The sequence below is a fragment of the Bacillus sp. FJAT-18017 genome, assembly GCF_001278805.1.
Taxonomy (GTDB): domain Bacteria; phylum Bacillota; class Bacilli; order Bacillales; family Cytobacillaceae; genus Bacillus_D.
On record NZ_CP012602.1, the window covers coordinates 2026137 to 2041706 of the forward strand.

Sequence of the window (15570 nt, forward strand, 5' to 3'; positions counted from 1 at the left end):
ATGTAGACTTCGCGACTGTAGATAACTTGTTAATTAAGTGTGATCTACGTCTAGCTCCAGCGCCTATCGCCTAACAAACTTCAGGTCTCCTCCCTACGATAAGTCATCATCGAATCGCATTCGCTCTTCGTGATTCCTTTATCTCAGTCGAAGCCCCTCCAGTATTGTACGGCGATAATCAAGGCGCTTGCGCTTTTGTTCATTAGTGGCCACTCGGATAGCCATCTTTCCAGACTGTCATGAATGTGAACCATCCAAAAACAAGAAATGTCAGGAAGGCAAAGCCCACTCCCATGAAATTCTTATTCCTGAGTGCAGTGAATGTGGAGTACCCCGCTAAAAGTGTTACAAGTGTGAAAATGATCATAAGTCCCATAATATAGCCCCCTTTATACCATATACAGCTTGCAAATGCCCATTTAAAATATGTAAAAAACAATAGTTTTCATTCGATTTTTATTCTATAGGTTTTTGTCTGATTTGTCGAGCATTAATAGTGTACAATAAGGCTATCATTCATCAAGTTTGGAGGCAATGAAAATGAATTGGTTTCCTGTTCCGCTTGGCGGGATTCAAGCAAATTGCTATATTCTACACCGCGAAGACCGCTCCTGCCTGATTGTCGATCCGGGAGAAGAAGGTAAAAAACTGATCCGGATTCTTACTGAGAAAAAGCTGGTTCCTACCGCAATCATACTTACCCATGCCCATTTTGATCATATAGGGGCTGTTGATGATATAAGGGATCATTATAAAATACCGGTTTACGTGCATAAAGCAGAAGCTAAATGGCTGGGGGATCCTTCGTTGAATGGATCCGAACTTTTCCCGGTTCAATCTATTAGAGTCAGGGAAGCTGATCATTTATTTGAGAAGGAAGGACAATTTGAAATCGGAGGCTTTCAGTTTACCCTTTTTGAAACTCCAGGTCATTCTCCTGGAGGGGTATCTTTTTATTTTTCAGACAAAGGTTTGGTTGTTGCAGGTGATTCGCTCTTTATGGGAAGCATTGGAAGGACAGACCTTCCAGGCGGTAATGAAAAGGTACTGCTAAAGAGTATTCATTCAAAACTACTTACCCTCCCGGAGGATACAATCGTTCTACCTGGTCATGGCCCGGCAACGACGATTGGCGATGAAATGGACTCGAATCCTTTTTTAAACGGATTCGGGATGTAATATGAGTTAAATTGAACGGGTGAGGGATTATGATGCAGGCGCAACTGGCAGAAAAAATTAAACATTCCCCCGGCGGCTTAATTACATATGCCGACTATATTGCCATGGCATTGTATACACCGGAAATCGGTTATTATATGCGTGAAGGGGAAAAAATAGGACGCTCGGGTGATTTTATCACATCAAGCAATGTGTCAGATATATATGGACGTACTCTCTCTAAATGGTACAAGAGAATGGTAGACAGGCACGGATTAGCTGCTCAAATATGTGAAGTGGGCGGCGGCAACGGCAGGTTTGCCAAAGCCTTTCTTGAGGAGTGGTATTCAAACTCTGGTATGGAACTTAACTATACGATTGTTGAAACTAGCCCGTTACATAGAAAACTCCAGCAGGAATTACTTTCTCGTTTCCCTGGGTTTTCCCAGCCGGAAGCTCTTTCAGCCGTCAACATCCACTCTGGTCTGTTATTTTCCAACGAATTGTTTGATGCACTTCCTGTCCATGTTATTGAAAAGCAGGATGGAAAGCTATATGAAATTATGATAGGAAGCAAGGATGGCAAGCTTTATGAACAGCAAGTAGAGCTAAACAATCCCGCGATAGACTTATATTTGGAGCGAAACAGACTAACCCTGGCTGATCGGCAGCGAATAGAAATTCCGCTGTCGATGGAAGGAATGGTTAAGGATATGGCTTTTGTTCTTGGCGAAGGGCTTGTCGTGACGGTTGATTATGGTTATACAAACGAGGAATGGATGGAGCCAGGCCGGAGAAATGGAAGCCTGCGAGGCTACATGAAACATAGGATGTTTGACAGTGTGCTTGAGTATCCCGGAGAAATGGACATTACCACTCATATCCACTTGGATGGGCTTGTAGAAGCGGGAAATAGGCATGGCCTTGATACTATGGCAATTCTCAGGCAGGATGAGTTCTTATTTAAGGCGGGTATCCTAAAGGAATTGGAGGACAATTACGATCCAAATCCATTCTCTGAAAGAAGCAAACGGAATCGTGCCATACGAAGCCTTGTCATGCCTTCGGGGATGAGTTCGTCCTTTCATGTTGTGATCCAGCAAAAAGGGCTGGCAATAAAATTAGATGAACTCTACTAAAAAAAGGAACGATAGGAAGCGTATTTTCCGCTCTTATCGTTCCTTCTTTTTAACTCCCAAATAGAAAAGGTAGGGAAGTATTCCAAACCAGCGATACCAGAATGCTGCTTTTGTTTCCCTCCTGGCTGCACGAAGCCGCTGCCGTTCCTCCCGAGGCTGGTCGTAATATTTTACAAAAGTTTGCGTCATAAATTTAACATAATCATTCGTTTTCACTAGACACACCTGCTTTCATTATGCTACAAGTATGTCCAAACTAAGCCTGTTTCAACCAGCCGGCAATTTCTTTTACGATCGTTTCGGGGGCTTTTCCGTCAACAGGAATTTGAGTATGCGAGGCGGCATGGTAAAGGGGAAGGCGTGCTGCCAATCTTTCTTTTATTTCCTTTTGTTTATCTCCTGCCAATAACGGGCGGGTTTCGTCATTAGCAAGCCTTTTTGCTATCTCCTCTTCACTTGCTTCAAGAAAAATAACCATCCCTGTTTTTTTCATGGTCTGGCGATTCATTTCCTTCAAGATCGCTCCTCCGCCTGTGGCTACAACCATTTCCTTACCGGCAATTTCATTAATTAGGGAAGTTTCCAATTCCCGGAAGCGTTTTTCTCCCTCTTCAAGGAAAATCCTTGAAATGCTTTTCTGGGCCTTGTTTTCAATTTCTAAATCTGTATCAATAAAACCCAGGCCAAGTTCTTCAGCGAGTAATCTTCCTACTGTTGTTTTTCCGCACCCCATGAATCCTATCAAAAAAATGGTCCTCATCACTTTACTCCATTCAATTTTTCTTCATCCATTTTACCATCTTTTTTTGATTAATATCATAAAAAGCGTATCCCTCAACAGCCGGTCTGTTATTTAACTTCACAGTGAACGTCACTTTCTGCTGTTGGGGTACGCCCGCGGATGCCGTGGTAAAGGAAACAGTAGCATTCTCAAAAAAATATCGCCCTGAATAAGTCATGTTTTTACTTTGAAAATCCTGCTCGGTTTTCTTTAAAGCTGCAATAAAATAGTAATCCTGCTGCTGAATTGCCGCCAGCTCCACAGCTATTTTCCTTTCAGTCAGGAGCAGTTCAGCAGACATGGTGAGGAAGAGGCACGTTGATAATAATATTGAGAGGGTCAATGGGTATGTAAAGCCTTTTTGGCAATTTCTCATGGTTGTTGCGCTTCCCAGGGGATAAAGGAATAAACATCCCCTTCATATTTGTTGTTTTGTAAATCAGTCACTTGAATGGTTACGTGCTGGCCGTCCTTTTTAAAGGCGACGGAGGTAATGTTTTGAAGGAGAACCTCATGGCCAGTGAGGTTAACCCTTCGCCTTATATTAGGGCCGAACTTTTCATAGATGACTGTATTTGTGCCAACCTTCAAGAGCAATTTTCCCGATAGGATTTGAACTGAGCTTGAGGCCTGAAGTTCATCCTTTGTTTGGCTCAGAAAAAGGTTCCATTCCATTTCCTGCAATTGCCGTGATGCCTGCAATTTGCTGCTCTCCATCACCGCGATAGTAGGTGCAAGCAGAAAGGCGACTATCGACAGACAGGCAAGGGAGAGAAGCATCTCACTCATGATAAAGCCCTTGTTATTCAATCTTTCCGCATATTTCCTGAAAGTCAGCAGTTTTCTCCCCACTTCGCACACATACCTCCTTATTTCCATCATCCTGAGTAAGTACGTACACTTTAAAGGTTGTACTGTATTCTTTTTGGATCACTTTTTCTATTGGCAGTACACCTTCAGATGCATACGCAGTAAGCTCGTTATATAAAATTTCAATTGCATTATTGGAGATAGTAGTTTTTTCAGATTGCTGCCATATGAAATTGATTGAAGGAATGAGAAACATAGCGGCAATTCCCAGTGCAGAAAGTGAAAGAAGAAGGTCTGAAAGAAAGAAACCATCATTCGTCCGCCACATAGAACCGCCCTCTTCCAAGCTGAAATGTAATCCGGTAGAAATCACCATAGGCATGTACGATAATTGTCCCAAAGCGGCTAATATTCCCGTCTGGCAGGAAATTAAAGGTTAAAGGCATGGTTCCAGGTTTAACAGCGATATCTGCCGGATAGGTCCTGTAAACGAGTAAATCCAAGGCGTATCTGCTGTCGTTAATGTAATAGCGGTTGGTCTCGCCGGTAATAATTATCGATTGTTCGCGCTGATGGGAGAGTGCGTATAGTTGCGCGTAATAAAGGTCTGCCTTTAATAACGTGAAGAAGTTTTCCCTGTTTACCACTGAAAGAAGCGGATTCATAAGTGTGATTGATATAGTAACAATAACAAGGAAACCAGAAAGTGTGATAAGGGCTTCGGCCATAGTAAACCCCTCCTCGTTCCTGATCATGGTGATGGTGCAACAACTACTTCTTCTACTTTTCCGTTAGTGACCACAATTTTCTTTCCGCCACCAGGACAGTTGCCTGAGCCTGGCTCAAGGTACTTACCATCTATTAAAGCAGCAAGGTTGGAAGGATAAACACCGTTCTCCAAATGATAAGCCTGTACCTGGGCTTCAACGACCTTTAAGAGCGCTCCACATCCTTTTTTATTGATCGTGTCATTATGTTTTGTCACATTCGGGATTGTAATGGCTAATAGTACGGATATTACTAACATAACGACCATCATTTCAATTAAAGTAAACCCGTTTTGATTTTTAATTTTTTTCATATGAAGTTCCTCCTGAATTTAGATTGCATTGAGCATGTGAAACATAGGAAGCAAAATTGCCAGATAAATAGAAATAACCAAAGCTGCAACAATTAAAAAAATTGATGGCTGGATGATCTTTATAAGAACCTTTACTTTCCCTTCCAGTGAGGAGAGGCAGGTTCTGCTGTAAAAATGGAGCTCACTTTCCAGCCGGCCATTTTCCTGGCCATGCCGGACAACGGCCGGAAATCCATGTTCAAAGAATGGAGAGAAGGCAATGAGTGACTCAAACGTTTCTCCCGAAGTCAGCCCGCTCTTAATCTTCCTGGACAATTCACTATAGAAACTTTGCTTTTTATGATTTTCGAAATATGTCAGAGCTTCATAAATAGATAATCCGCCGGTCAGAAGATAACTTAATTGAATTGAAAAAAAGTGAGTATGGATTAATTTGAAGACTTTGCCGAGAATAGGTACTTTCATGAGAAGATATCTTTGAGTGAGGGAGGGAAGGCGCCTGAACCAAAATTGATTGAGAAGGACAGTTACTCCAGCCATTAAGGCGATGATTATCAATAAAAGAGGCAAAATATCACCAAACCGTAATAATGCAGATGTAATGGCATGCTCCTGGAGTCCCATAGATTGGAACATAAGAGTAAATCTCGGCAGGAGGGAATGTTGGACAAATATGAATAGAATCATTGTAACGGCGAGCAGAAGTATAGGATAATACATCAGGCTTCTTAGTTTTCTGGCATCGCTGTCTCTATTTAGTAATGCTTCACTACCCTCAAGAATTGCTTTTTCAAAGTTCCCGTGCTGTTCTGCAAAATACACATAGCCTGAAAGCTCCTTATTAAAGTGCATTCCGTCAATTACTTCGTGAAAAGGCGTACCATTTTTTAATTCCTTTAGACATGCAGCAAGGTCATTCTTCTTATGGGGCGGTAATTGAAGGGAGAGCGACTCGATAGCTTCGGAAATATGATAACCCCGCTGCAGCAGCTCTCCGATTCTTTTTAAAAATTCCGCTTGTTCCTTAAGAGTCCACCTACTCCTCCACATTGGAATATACCAGCCTTTCATACTCGCGCTCTTTAATATAGCCTAGTACGATACCCTTTTTAATGTAGTAATCCAATGATCTGTAAATTGGCTTTTTCCTGTCTCCCATTGATGCCTTAATGGCCTCTTCAAGGCTTTTGCCCGACAATAGTTCAAACACACTGGCCCTTTTCCGACCATGGGAGGAGGCACAGTAAGGCGAACATTCCTCTCCACCACAGAAAGGGCAAACGAGCTCGACTATCCGCTGTGCTGTTACAGCCAGCAACGTTTGTTCAATTTCAAGCTGGTTCACTCCAAATTCCTGAAGACGGTAGATTGCGCCAGGGGCATTCCGTGTATGCATGGTGCTCAGGACAAGATGCCCGGTAAGTGCTGCCCTTATCGCAACTTTCGCGGTTTCGCTATCGCGGATTTCCCCTACCATAATGATGTCCGGGTCGTGCCTTAATATTGCCCTTAGTCCTGCCGCGTACGTTACTCCTGCTTTTTCATTAACTTGTACCTGAAGGACAGTTGAACATTCCTTTTCGATCGGGTCTTCAAGGGTGATAATACTTCGCTGCTGCCTTTTGGCAGTTTCGTTGAGAAGGGAATACAATGTTGTGGTTTTTCCGGATCCGGTTGGTCCAGTGAGGATAATCATCCCATGAGCCGCTTTAAGAAGGTTGAACAGTTTAAGGGACATGTCGGGAAATAGTGAGAGCGTTTCGAAGGAAAATGTCTCATTCTGGGGAAGAAGACGGATGACGAGGCTTTCCCGGTTATTTGAAGGCAAGGTTGAGAGCCTTAATCCAAATGTTTTGCCATCTACAGTAGAAATAATGGAGCCGTTTTGCGGTTTCCGCCGTTCTCCAATATCCATGTGTGCAATGAACTTAAAGTGGGAGATTAGTTTTTCGCATTGATCGATTGGCAGGGTTAAACGTGGGATAAGGCTGTTGGTAATCCGGAGCTGAATCAGGGTGTCTGTCTTCCGTGGGAGGATATGAATATCTGTTGCCTGTTGCCTTACTGCATCGGAAATGATTCGCTCAGCAAGGTCTTCAATTATACTTGGAATTTGTAACACCACCTTTCTCCTTTATTATACATAAGTTGCCAAAGAATGCTAATTTTCGAATGGTTAAAAAATGTGAATACTTTGTTAACAACATTTGCAAGTAACTAATGAATGTAACTATTGAATATTTCTTCGATTGATTTGCTGTATTTTTATTAGAAAATTGGCAAAAAAGTTCAACAAATGGGTGTTTGACAAAAAGTGTGTATAAGGTGAGTGTAATAATTGTATAGGTTTTTGTGGTGCTCAATAGGCTAATTGTGAACACTTTCTAAACATATAGTGTTAACATTGTTAACCTCATTCCCATGATGATTTTCGTATATTATAATTGGGGTAAATTGAAGGGGTCCGAGGTGAACCAAGATGGAGCAAACGTTAAAAATTACAAATGTGTTGTCTGATCCAACCAGGTATTACATCTATCAATACATTACAAAACGCCACCAGGAAGTAACCGTTCAGGAAGTTGCCGATAATTTCAATATTCATCCCAATGTTGCACGCCTGCATTTATCAAAACTTGAAGATGTGAACATGCTGGCTTCCGCAACAAAGAAAACTGGAAAAGGCGGCAGGCCTAGCAGGCTTTATCGACTTTCCGATGATGTCATCCAGCTGCACTTCCCATTCAGAGATTATATGCTTCTTTCGAAAGTGGCTATACAGACAATGATGTCGTTGGGGGAAGAAGGTAAAAAAGCCCTTTATATGACTGGAAAGCGATTCGGCACGGAAGTCATTGAACAGGAGATATCCAAGAAACAACAGTCCGGGTATGAAATGACTTTTGATGAAAAAGTATCAATTCTAAAGAGTGCCGCGACACTTGCTGGTTTCTATCCGGAATTCGAAGTGAATGGAGAGCAGAGCAAGATTTATTTCCAAATCTTCAACTGCCCGTTCAAGGAAGTGGCACGCGAGCATTCAGAAGCGGTTTGCAGCATGCATCATGAATTCCTCGTTGGAATGTTCGAGGCTTTGTTTGAAAATGTCGAACTTCAGGAAAGCCAAAACATGGCTGACGGCTGCGATACTTGTTCTTATCAGGCGTTAGTAACAAATTAACTGATAAAGAAAAGTTTACATTTGTCTCTCTTTTACCTTATAATATTGTACGATGGTACTGCGGGTAAAAGGGAGGGTTACATATGGAGCGAATGTACAGGGTACTTGGCTTCTGGACAGGAATTTTCACGGTAATGTTTTATGTGGGGCATATGCCTAAAACAGCTCTGCTGTTCCTGGCCCAGACAGGATTCTTTGTTCTATTAAGTTATCTTAAATTATCTGAACGCATGTATATGTATGTATTTGGTGCATATTTGACAGTTTTCTTTGCTGGCTTCACCTACTGGACTACCTTTATGATGCCGCTAGGCGGAGGACATTGATTCAAACTATTCGCCAAAAACCGCCAGGGACTTGTACCCGGCGGTTTTTTCATTTCATAGATTTCGCAAATGATAACACTTTTACAAAGGCGCTTGCGCTCATCGTCCAGTTCATACAGCGCTGCCCAAGGCGCTCCGCTTTTCTATTTAAACAGCGTCTTCCTTCAAATAGAAGAGACCTCCGTTTACAAGAGAGATAGCTACTTTTGGTTCATATTGTTCCTGCAATGCTTTTTTTTCAATAAGATAACTTTCTTCACTGTTGCCTTCCATATCTTCATAAAAGTGATCAAGAAGCCGCTGATCCTTTTCCCATCTTTCTCTGGCGGCATCTGCCCAGCTATGGTCCTCAGCTTCAAGGCCTGCCCTCAAATGATTTTCAATCCGAATAAATCCGCTTTTCGGCATGACAAGTGGTGAAAGCGTGTATGAGTAATCAGGGATTTTCGGAGTGAGAGCAATAGAAAGCATTTGCTCATGAAAACCTTCAACCATCCTGCCGTTTATCAGATGAAGACCTATTGACTTGAATATATCTCTTTTCCGGTCACATTGGTAAGAAATCTTTACGTTTAGGCATAGCCATGGAAACAATGGTGTGTGCGAGCCCGCCTCATGTGAGTGGTAAAGCCGGATAAATTTTGCGAGATTTCGCGCGGATTCAAACAATTGATGGAGCCTTGGCGAGCCAAAATGGATTTGCTCTCCTTTCAACCCCTCTGGTGCTTTTGCCGAGTCTGTTATAAGGGTAATTGACATTGGATTGGGAGTGCCGCCGGTTTTTTCAAGGTAATGCCAATAAAAGGGCCGGTTCATTAGTTCCTTGTCAATTTCAGCCGTCAACTGTACGGTCAAATGCCCCGGGGACCTGTCAATGACTTCACAATCGTTCGAACGGAAGTATTTCTCAAGAAATTGATGAATGTCTTGCTGCCGCATGCTGTTCCTCCTCCGTATTGCCTTTTGCGAATTCAATCATCGAAGCAAGGTTTTCCATTTTGATTTTCATTTCACCTTCAGTGGCCGAGTGTCCGAAAATATCCGCTAGATGCTCCTCGATATTTCCCAGCTCCAATCGGACAAGAATGTCATCGAGCTCACCAATCACTTTTTCAAACAGGTTAATTTTCTCATAAAGAAGCTTTAGTACATGTTCCTCCATAGTGCCTTTAACAGCAAAATTATAAATATTCACATCGTTTTTTTGTCCCAGCCTGTGAATACGGCCAATTCTTTGCTCCAGCCGCATCGGATTCCATGGAAGGTCAAAATTAATGATATGATGGCAAAATTGCAAATTGATTCCTTCCCCGCCGGCTTCTGTGGCTATTAAGACCTGAGCCCTGTGCTCAAACAGTTCCCGCATCCAATCTTTCTTTCCCCGTTTAAACCCGCCGCGGAACGGGACTGAGCTTATTCCATGCTGCTGCAAATACCATTGGAGGAAGAGCTGTGTTGCCCGATACTCAGTAAAAATAATCACTTTATCATTTATCTGCTGAATGAGCTCCAGAGCTTTTTCAGCCTTGGAGTTCCGCTCAACATGATTGACTTTTTCAATTAGCTCCTGGATTTTCGCCTCGAATTCACGGGATGGGCTCTCTCTCTTGGTGAGCATGTTTTTCAAAGTATAATAAACGGCTTCACGGCTGCTGCATGCCTCACGCTGCAGGGTCATTAGTGAGAAAGCACTTGATTGGGCCCAGTCGTCTGAAGAGCGTAAATCGGAAATGGCATCATACAATTCGCGTTCCGTTTTGGAGAATTCAATGGGCATAGTTTCAACTTGCCGCTTGGTCCATTCAATTCCGGTGTCGCCACGGCGGTTGCGGATCATCACTTTGTTAACAAGCTCTTTCAGACTTGCGTCATCACTTAATGTGCGTGAGTCCTTTTTATATTTATCATAAAATGCCGACTCGTTTCCGAGATGGCCAGGTTTAAGGAGAGAGACCAGATTGAAAATTTCATCGATTTTATTTTGGATCGGAGTAGCTGTTAGCAGAAGACAGAATTTCTTTTTTAAGTTCTGTACAAATTCATAGTTTTTCGTTTTGTTATTTTTGAGCTTGTGTGCTTCATCGATAATGACAAGGTCATAATCCTGCTGGTAGACAAGTTCTCTATGCGGACTGCGTTTAGCGGTATCGATGGATGAAACCACAATATCGCATTGCTCCCACACATATGATTTTTTCTGGGTAACTGCTGGTATATAAAACTTTGAATTCAGCTCCATCGCCCACTGGGTAACCAGGGAAGCGGGAACGAGTATTAAGACCTTCTTGACCAAACCTCTAATCATATATTCCTTGAGAATTAATCCTGCCTCGATTGTTTTTCCAAGTCCTACTTCATCGGCAAGAATAGCCTTTCCATTCATATTTTCCACTACCTGCCTGGCAGCTTCTAATTGATGGGGAAGGATGGTCAGGTCAGGGAGGTAGTTGGGAGCCTGTAAACCCTCAAATTCAGGGATGGCTAAGAATTCGGTTGCACCTGTGGCTAGTTTAAAGAGATCCCAATTGCCCCAGGGGCCATCGTTTTCTATTCGCTGCAAAAAACCTTCCTGCCAGCTTGTATCGAATTCAATCTTTACTGACATGCGGACACCCCTTTAAAAGTTAATCTATCCCAAAAACTTCAACACCCATAGTAAGCCAGAAAAGAATTGCTCTGCTAAATGGTTTAATGGTAGGATGAAGATAGTCTTGAAAGTTTCAAAAATTGCAATAATCTCCGGTTAGCAAGTTCCGGATTGTCCATTGCTTCTTAGTATGGCCAGCTTTAAAAATATTATAATTGCGGATGAAAGCAAGGGGAGAGACTACACCGTAGCGCCGAAGGAGCAAACAATGAATTTGTGAATCTCTCAGGCAAAAGAACTCTTGCTGGACGCAGCTCTGGAGAGAGCTTTACATAGTTGAAGCCACCAAAGGGGAAAACCTGCTTTTAGGTAAAACTTTCAGGTGCAAGGACAGAGACCTCCTTTTTAGACCAAGGGGGTAATCTGTCCTTTTTTGCGGCCAAAAATAGAACGGTGGTCCAATTTGGAAGTTCCGGTGCTGTATGCGAGAAAATGATTCAGGAAAAAGGGGGATTTATACATGACCGAACTTAAGCGGACGCCTTTATTCGAGACCTATAAGGAATATGGCGGAAAGACAATTGATTTTGGCGGTTGGGAGTTGCCTGTCCAGTTTTCCGGCATTAAAGAAGAGCATGAGGCTGTAAGAACAAAAGCAGGCCTGTTTGATGTTTCCCATATGGGTGAAATTGCAGTAACAGGGGCAGATAGCCTCACCTACCTTCAAAAAATGATGACGAATGATGTTTCTAAAATCTCTGACGGCGCCGCCCAGTACACTGCTATGTGCTATGAGAATGGCGGGACGATAGATGATTTGCTTATTTATAAAAAAGGCAATGATGACTATCTGCTTGTGGTGAATGCTTCGAATATCGAAAAGGACTACAGCTGGCTCGAAGACCATCTGGAAGGAAAGGTAACCATCGAGAACCTTTCGGACAGAACTGCTCAATTGGCAATTCAGGGCCCATTGGCCGAGCAGATACTTCAAAAGCTTGCCAGTCAGGATAATCTTTCCGAAATAGGCTTTTTCAAATTTAGGGATGGTGTAGATCTGAATGGCTCCAAAGGTCTGGTATCCAGGACAGGTTATACCGGTGAGGATGGCTTCGAGATATATTGCAAACCTGAGGATGTTGTAAAGCTATGGAAGGAAATTCTTGAGGCAGGTAAAGAGGAAGGTGTTCTGCCATGTGGGCTTGGAGCGCGTGATACACTTCGTTTTGAAGCGACTCTGGCACTTTACGGCCAAGAGCTTTCTCCGGAAATATCCCCATTGGAAGCTGGGATTGGATTTGCTGTAAAGCTGAACAAAGAAAGTAATTTTATTGGTAAAGAAGTTCTAAAGCTGCAAAAAGAAAATGGCATACCAAGAAAGCTTGCCGGAATTGAAATGATTGACAGAGGTATTCCGCGCCATGGCTATCCAGTTTATTCCGGGGATACCCAAATAGGCGAGGTAACTACTGGAACGCAGTCACCAACTTTGAAACGTAATATTGGCCTCGTGTTGATAGAAGCCGGTTACGCAGAGCTTGATAAAGAGCTGCTAGTTGAAATTCGCGGTAAAAAAATTAAGGCTAAGATTGTTCCCGTTCCTTTTTACAAACGGGCAAAGAAATAAGTAGGGGGAATCAAGATGAAGCACCGCTATTTACCTATGACGGAACAAGACAAGGCAGCTATGCTGGAAACAATAGGTGTCGATTCCGTAGAAGAATTATTCAATGACATCCCGGAACGAGTACGTTTCCAGGGAGAATATAACATTAAGCAAGCCAAGTCGGAAACCCAGCTAATGAAAGAACTAGCAGGCCTTGCTTCTAAAAATGCAGATTTTAAAAGCCATGCTTCGTTCCTTGGCGCGGGGGTTTACGATCACTATATGCCTGTTATCGTTGACCATGTTCTTTCCAGGTCGGAGTTTTATACCGCTTATACCCCTTATCAGCCTGAAATCTCCCAGGGGGAGCTGCAGGCCATCTTTGAATTTCAGTCAATGATTTGCGAACTCACCGGCATGGATGTTGCCAACTCTTCTATGTATGACGGGGGTACAGCTTTGGGAGAGGCAGCGATGCTGAGTGCGGGACATACTCGGAGGAAGAAGATTCTTATTTCGGAAACTGTTCATCCGGAATCCCGTGAAGTTGTTAAGGCCTATGCAAAGGGGCAGTATATCGAAGTAGTCGAAGTCCCGGCGGCAGAAGGCGTTACGGACCTTGATGCCTTGAAAGAATTGGTTTCTTCTGATATTGCGGCAGTAATCGTCCAATATCCGAACTTTTTCGGAAGGATTGAACCTTTAAAAGAAATTGAAGAAATCGCGCATGCAGAAAAATCAATGTTTGTTGTATCAAGCAATCCACTTTCATTGGGAGTTCTAACACCTCCTGGAAAATTCGGTGCTGACATCGTTGTAGGGGATGCACAACCATTTGGAATTCCTGCTGCTTTCGGCGGCCCGCACTGCGGATATTTTGCCGTAACAGAAAAGCTGATGAGGAAGGTTCCTGGCAGGCTTGTCGGCCAAACCCATGATGATCAGGGACGCCGCGGTTTTGTCCTGACCCTGCAGGCTCGTGAACAGCATATCCGCCGCGATAAGGCCACCTCGAACATTTGCTCAAACCAGGCACTAAACGCACTGGCAGCATCTGTTGCGATGACAGCTCTTGGTAAAAAAGGAGTCCGGGAAATGGCAGCAGCCAACATCCAGAAAGCTCATTATGCCAAGAAGGCCTTGCGTGAAAATGGAATTGAAATTGCTATGGACGGACCATCCTTCAATGAGTTCGTCATTAAATTGGGCAAGCCGGTTAAGGAAGTAAACCAGGCACTCCTGCAAAAAGGTTTCATCGGCGGTTATGATCTAGGCCGCGATTATAAGGAACTTGATGGCCATATGCTAATTGCTGTTACTGAACTAAGAACAAAGGAAGAGATTGATACATTTGCAAAGGAATTGGGGGATATACATGCATAACGAGGATCAGTCGCTAATTTTCGAAATGAGCAAACCTGGCCGCATCGGCTACAGCCTGCCGGAAATGGATGTCCCTGAACTTGATTTGAATGGCCTACTTCCAGTCGGCTATGTACGGGAAGAGGAACCAAATCTTCCTGAGGTTTCCGAATTGGATATTATGCGCCATTACACAGCATTATCCAAGAGAAACCACGGCGTCGATTCAGGATTTTATCCGTTAGGCTCGTGTACGATGAAATATAATCCAAAAATCAATGAAAACGTCGCTAGATACAGCGGCTTTGCCCATATCCATCCTCTTCAGGATGAGAGCTCTGTCCAGGGTGCGCTTGAACTGCTTTATGATTTGCAGCAGCATTTAAAGGAAATAACCGGGATGGACGAAGTTACCCTGCAGCCTGCTGCGGGAGCGCATGGCGAGTGGACAGGCTTAATGATGATCCGTGCATACCATGAAGCAAACGGAGATACAAAACGTACCAAAGTTGTTGTTCCAGACTCTGCACACGGGACAAACCCCGCATCGGCAACTGTAGCCGGTTTTGATACGATTACTGTTAAATCGAATGAACATGGATTAGTTGACCTGGATGACCTTCGCAGAGTAGTAGGCGAGGATACAGCCGCTCTGATGCTGACAAATCCGAATACACTTGGGCTTTTTGAGGAAAACATCCTTGAGATGGCCGAAATCGTCCATGGTGCTGGCGGAAAGCTTTATTATGATGGAGCGAACCTAAACGCAGTACTTTCCAAAGCACGGCCTGGAGACATGGGATTTGACGTGGTCCACCTTAATCTTCATAAGACATTTACTGGCCCGCATGGTGGCGGCGGACCGGGTTCAGGACCTGTAGGTGTTAAATCTGACTTGATTCCATATCTTCCAAAACCGGTCATTACGAAGAGGGAAGACAAGTATGTGTTTGATTATGACAGACCGCAATCGATTGGTCGTGTTAAACCGTACTATGGAAACTTCGGGATTAATGTCCGCGCCTATACGTATATCCGCTCAATGGGCCCTGATGGTTTGAAGGCGGTAACTGAGTATGCAGTGCTGAACGCAAACTATATGATGAGAAGATTACAGCCTTATTATGACCTTCCATTCGATAGGCACTGCAAGCACGAATTCGTATTGAGCGGCCGCAGGCAGAAGAAGCTTGGTGTAAGGACACTCGATATTGCGAAAAGGCTGCTTGATTTCGGTTATCATCCACCAACCATCTACTTCCCGCTTAACGTAGAGGAATGTATCATGATTGAGCCAACTGAAACTGAGTCAAAAGAAACGCTGGATGGGTTTATCGATACAATGATCCAAATCGCGAAAGAAGCTGAGGAAAACCCGGAAATCGTCCAGGAAGCGCCTCATACGACGGTGGTTGGACGGCTAGATGAAACAACTGCAGCAAGAAAACCGGTATTAAGATATAAACAGGCATAAATATGAAACGCCCGTACTGCAAAGTACGGGCGTTTATATGCAGAGGGAATATCACTAAATGTGGT

General features: G+C 43.4%; 18 protein-coding genes, 1 pseudogene and 2 riboswitches. Of the genes and pseudogenes, 7 read left to right on the plus strand and 12 right to left on the minus strand.

The window, feature by feature from the left end:
- Window positions 1-202: 202 nt before the first annotated feature.
- Window positions 203-391, minus strand: a pseudogene (locus AM500_RS24950) (DUF2759 domain-containing protein); the annotation flags it as partial.
- Between the two features lie 149 nt (window positions 392-540).
- On the opposite strand from AM500_RS24950, the gene AM500_RS09235 reads away from it, so the two are divergent.
- Together AM500_RS09235 and AM500_RS09240 are read left to right on the plus strand one after the other, a co-directional pair.
- Window positions 541-1179 carry an MBL fold metallo-hydrolase gene (locus AM500_RS09235; protein WP_053598954.1) on the plus strand — a complete coding sequence of 213 codons (639 nt, stop codon included), beginning with the start codon at window positions 541-543 and terminating at the stop codon, window positions 1177-1179.
- Between the two features lie 29 nt (window positions 1180-1208).
- Window positions 1209-2297: a class I SAM-dependent methyltransferase gene (locus AM500_RS09240; RefSeq protein WP_331457443.1), complete on the plus strand. Its 1089-nt coding sequence runs from the start codon at window positions 1209-1211 to the stop codon at window positions 2295-2297.
- Window positions 2298-2330: 33 nt separating this feature from the next.
- Here AM500_RS09240 and AM500_RS09245 read toward each other — a convergent pair whose 3' ends face one another.
- The 9 genes from AM500_RS09245 to comGA are packed head-to-tail and all read right to left on the minus strand — an operon-like array spanning window position 2331 to window position 7091.
- Window positions 2331-2513, minus strand: a complete 183-nt coding sequence (locus tag AM500_RS09245) for a YqzE family protein (RefSeq protein WP_053598955.1) — start codon at window positions 2511-2513, stop codon at window positions 2331-2333.
- A 40-nt stretch (window positions 2514-2553) separates the two neighbouring features.
- Window positions 2554-3057, minus strand: coding sequence for a shikimate kinase (locus AM500_RS09250; RefSeq protein ID WP_053598956.1), 504 nt, complete (start codon window positions 3055-3057; stop codon window positions 2554-2556).
- A 13-nt stretch (window positions 3058-3070) separates the two neighbouring features.
- Entirely contained in the window at window positions 3071-3454 is a 384-nt protein-coding gene (gene comGG / locus AM500_RS09255; RefSeq protein ID WP_053598957.1) for a competence type IV pilus minor pilin ComGG, read from the minus strand.
- Window positions 3451-3930: a competence type IV pilus minor pilin ComGF gene (gene comGF, locus AM500_RS09260; RefSeq protein WP_197282677.1), complete on the minus strand. Its 480-nt coding sequence runs from the start codon at window positions 3928-3930 to the stop codon at window positions 3451-3453. The genes comGG and comGF overlap by 4 nt, the downstream gene beginning before the upstream one ends.
- Window positions 3881-4216 (minus strand): hypothetical protein, encoded by a 336-nt coding sequence (locus AM500_RS09265; protein WP_053598959.1) that lies wholly within the window; start codon window positions 4214-4216, stop codon window positions 3881-3883. Before AM500_RS09265 ends, comGF begins: the two co-directional genes overlap by 50 nt.
- Window positions 4200-4616: a competence type IV pilus minor pilin ComGD gene (comGD, locus tag AM500_RS09270; protein WP_053598960.1), complete on the minus strand. Its 417-nt coding sequence runs from the start codon at window positions 4614-4616 to the stop codon at window positions 4200-4202. The genes AM500_RS09265 and comGD overlap by 17 nt, the downstream gene beginning before the upstream one ends.
- Window positions 4617-4639: 23 nt before the next feature.
- The gene (gene comGC, locus AM500_RS09275; RefSeq protein WP_053601674.1) at window positions 4640-4960 is read right to left on the minus strand and encodes a competence type IV pilus major pilin ComGC; all 321 of its coding nucleotides are present in this window, start codon (window positions 4958-4960) and stop codon (window positions 4640-4642) included.
- Between the two features lie 27 nt (window positions 4961-4987).
- Window positions 4988-6019 carry a competence type IV pilus assembly protein ComGB gene (gene comGB, locus AM500_RS09280; protein ID WP_197282678.1) on the minus strand — a complete coding sequence of 344 codons (1032 nt, stop codon included), beginning with the start codon at window positions 6017-6019 and terminating at the stop codon, window positions 4988-4990.
- A complete protein-coding gene (gene comGA / locus AM500_RS09285; RefSeq protein ID WP_269432577.1) occupies window positions 6006-7091 on the minus strand; it encodes a competence type IV pilus ATPase ComGA in 1086 nt (361 codons plus the stop codon). Before comGA ends, comGB begins: the two co-directional genes overlap by 14 nt.
- A 357-nt stretch (window positions 7092-7448) precedes the next feature.
- On the opposite strand from comGA, the gene AM500_RS09290 reads away from it, so the two are divergent.
- Together AM500_RS09290 and AM500_RS09295 are read left to right on the plus strand one after the other, a co-directional pair.
- The gene (locus tag AM500_RS09290; RefSeq protein WP_053598963.1) at window positions 7449-8150 is read left to right on the plus strand and encodes a helix-turn-helix transcriptional regulator; all 702 of its coding nucleotides are present in this window, start codon (window positions 7449-7451) and stop codon (window positions 8148-8150) included.
- Between the two features lie 83 nt (window positions 8151-8233).
- A complete protein-coding gene (locus AM500_RS09295; protein WP_043934258.1) occupies window positions 8234-8476 on the plus strand; it encodes a DUF2626 domain-containing protein in 243 nt (80 codons plus the stop codon).
- A gap of 147 nt (window positions 8477-8623) precedes the next feature.
- Here the strand turns inward: AM500_RS09295 and AM500_RS09300 are convergent, their stop codons facing one another.
- Together AM500_RS09300 and AM500_RS09305 are read right to left on the minus strand one after the other, a co-directional pair.
- Complete coding sequence (locus AM500_RS09300) at window positions 8624-9415, minus strand: YqhG family protein (protein ID WP_053598964.1); 792 nt, start codon at window positions 9413-9415, stop codon at window positions 8624-8626.
- A complete protein-coding gene (locus tag AM500_RS09305; protein ID WP_053598965.1) occupies window positions 9384-11081 on the minus strand; it encodes a DEAD/DEAH box helicase in 1698 nt (565 codons plus the stop codon). Before AM500_RS09305 ends, AM500_RS09300 begins: the two co-directional genes overlap by 32 nt.
- 203 nt (window positions 11082-11284) lie before the next feature.
- A riboswitch (glycine riboswitch) is annotated at window positions 11285-11374 on the plus strand.
- Window positions 11375-11377: 3 nt separating this feature from the next.
- Window positions 11378-11459, plus strand: a riboswitch (glycine riboswitch).
- A gap of 124 nt (window positions 11460-11583) precedes the next feature.
- On the opposite strand from AM500_RS09305, the gene gcvT reads away from it, so the two are divergent.
- From gcvT to gcvPB, 3 genes are read left to right on the plus strand one after another with little or no spacing between them, the layout of a single operon-like run.
- On the plus strand, window positions 11584-12690 hold the full coding sequence (gene gcvT, locus AM500_RS09310) for a glycine cleavage system aminomethyltransferase GcvT (RefSeq protein ID WP_053598966.1): 1107 nt from the start codon (window positions 11584-11586) through the stop codon (window positions 12688-12690).
- Between the two features lie 15 nt (window positions 12691-12705).
- The gene (gene gcvPA / locus AM500_RS09315) at window positions 12706-14052 is read left to right on the plus strand and encodes an aminomethyl-transferring glycine dehydrogenase subunit GcvPA (RefSeq protein ID WP_053598967.1); all 1347 of its coding nucleotides are present in this window, start codon (window positions 12706-12708) and stop codon (window positions 14050-14052) included.
- Window positions 14045-15505 (plus strand): aminomethyl-transferring glycine dehydrogenase subunit GcvPB, encoded by a 1461-nt coding sequence (gene gcvPB / locus AM500_RS09320; protein ID WP_053598968.1) that lies wholly within the window; start codon window positions 14045-14047, stop codon window positions 15503-15505. Before gcvPA ends, gcvPB begins: the two co-directional genes overlap by 8 nt.
- Window positions 15506-15570 lie beyond the last annotated feature (65 nt).

Coding starts and splice junctions, on each gene's coding strand:
- comGG (WP_053598957.1), bottom strand. CDS start 3,454: ATGAGAAATTGCCAAAAAGGCTTTACATACCCATTGACCCTCTCAATA.
- AM500_RS09235 (WP_053598954.1), top strand. CDS start 541: ATGAATTGGTTTCCTGTTCCGCTTGGCGGGATTCAAGCAAATTGCTAT.
- AM500_RS09250 (WP_053598956.1), bottom strand. CDS start 3,057: ATGAGGACCATTTTTTTGATAGGATTCATGGGGTGCGGAAAAACAACA.
- AM500_RS09295 (WP_043934258.1), top strand. CDS start 8,234: ATGGAGCGAATGTACAGGGTACTTGGCTTCTGGACAGGAATTTTCACG.
- AM500_RS09240 (WP_331457443.1), top strand. CDS start 1,209: ATGATGCAGGCGCAACTGGCAGAAAAAATTAAACATTCCCCCGGCGGC.
- AM500_RS09265 (WP_053598959.1), bottom strand. CDS start 4,216: ATGTGGCGGACGAATGATGGTTTCTTTCTTTCAGACCTTCTTCTTTCA.
- AM500_RS09290 (WP_053598963.1), top strand. CDS start 7,449: ATGGAGCAAACGTTAAAAATTACAAATGTGTTGTCTGATCCAACCAGG.
- gcvPA (WP_053598967.1), top strand. CDS start 12,706: ATGAAGCACCGCTATTTACCTATGACGGAACAAGACAAGGCAGCTATG.
- gcvPB (WP_053598968.1), top strand. CDS start 14,045: ATGCATAACGAGGATCAGTCGCTAATTTTCGAAATGAGCAAACCTGGC.
- comGB (WP_197282678.1), bottom strand. CDS start 6,019: ATGTGGAGGAGTAGGTGGACTCTTAAGGAACAAGCGGAATTTTTAAAA.
- AM500_RS09300 (WP_053598964.1), bottom strand. CDS start 9,415: ATGCGGCAGCAAGACATTCATCAATTTCTTGAGAAATACTTCCGTTCG.
- comGD (WP_053598960.1), bottom strand. CDS start 4,616: ATGGCCGAAGCCCTTATCACACTTTCTGGTTTCCTTGTTATTGTTACT.
- gcvT (WP_053598966.1), top strand. CDS start 11,584: ATGACCGAACTTAAGCGGACGCCTTTATTCGAGACCTATAAGGAATAT.
- AM500_RS09305 (WP_053598965.1), bottom strand. CDS start 11,081: ATGTCAGTAAAGATTGAATTCGATACAAGCTGGCAGGAAGGTTTTTTG.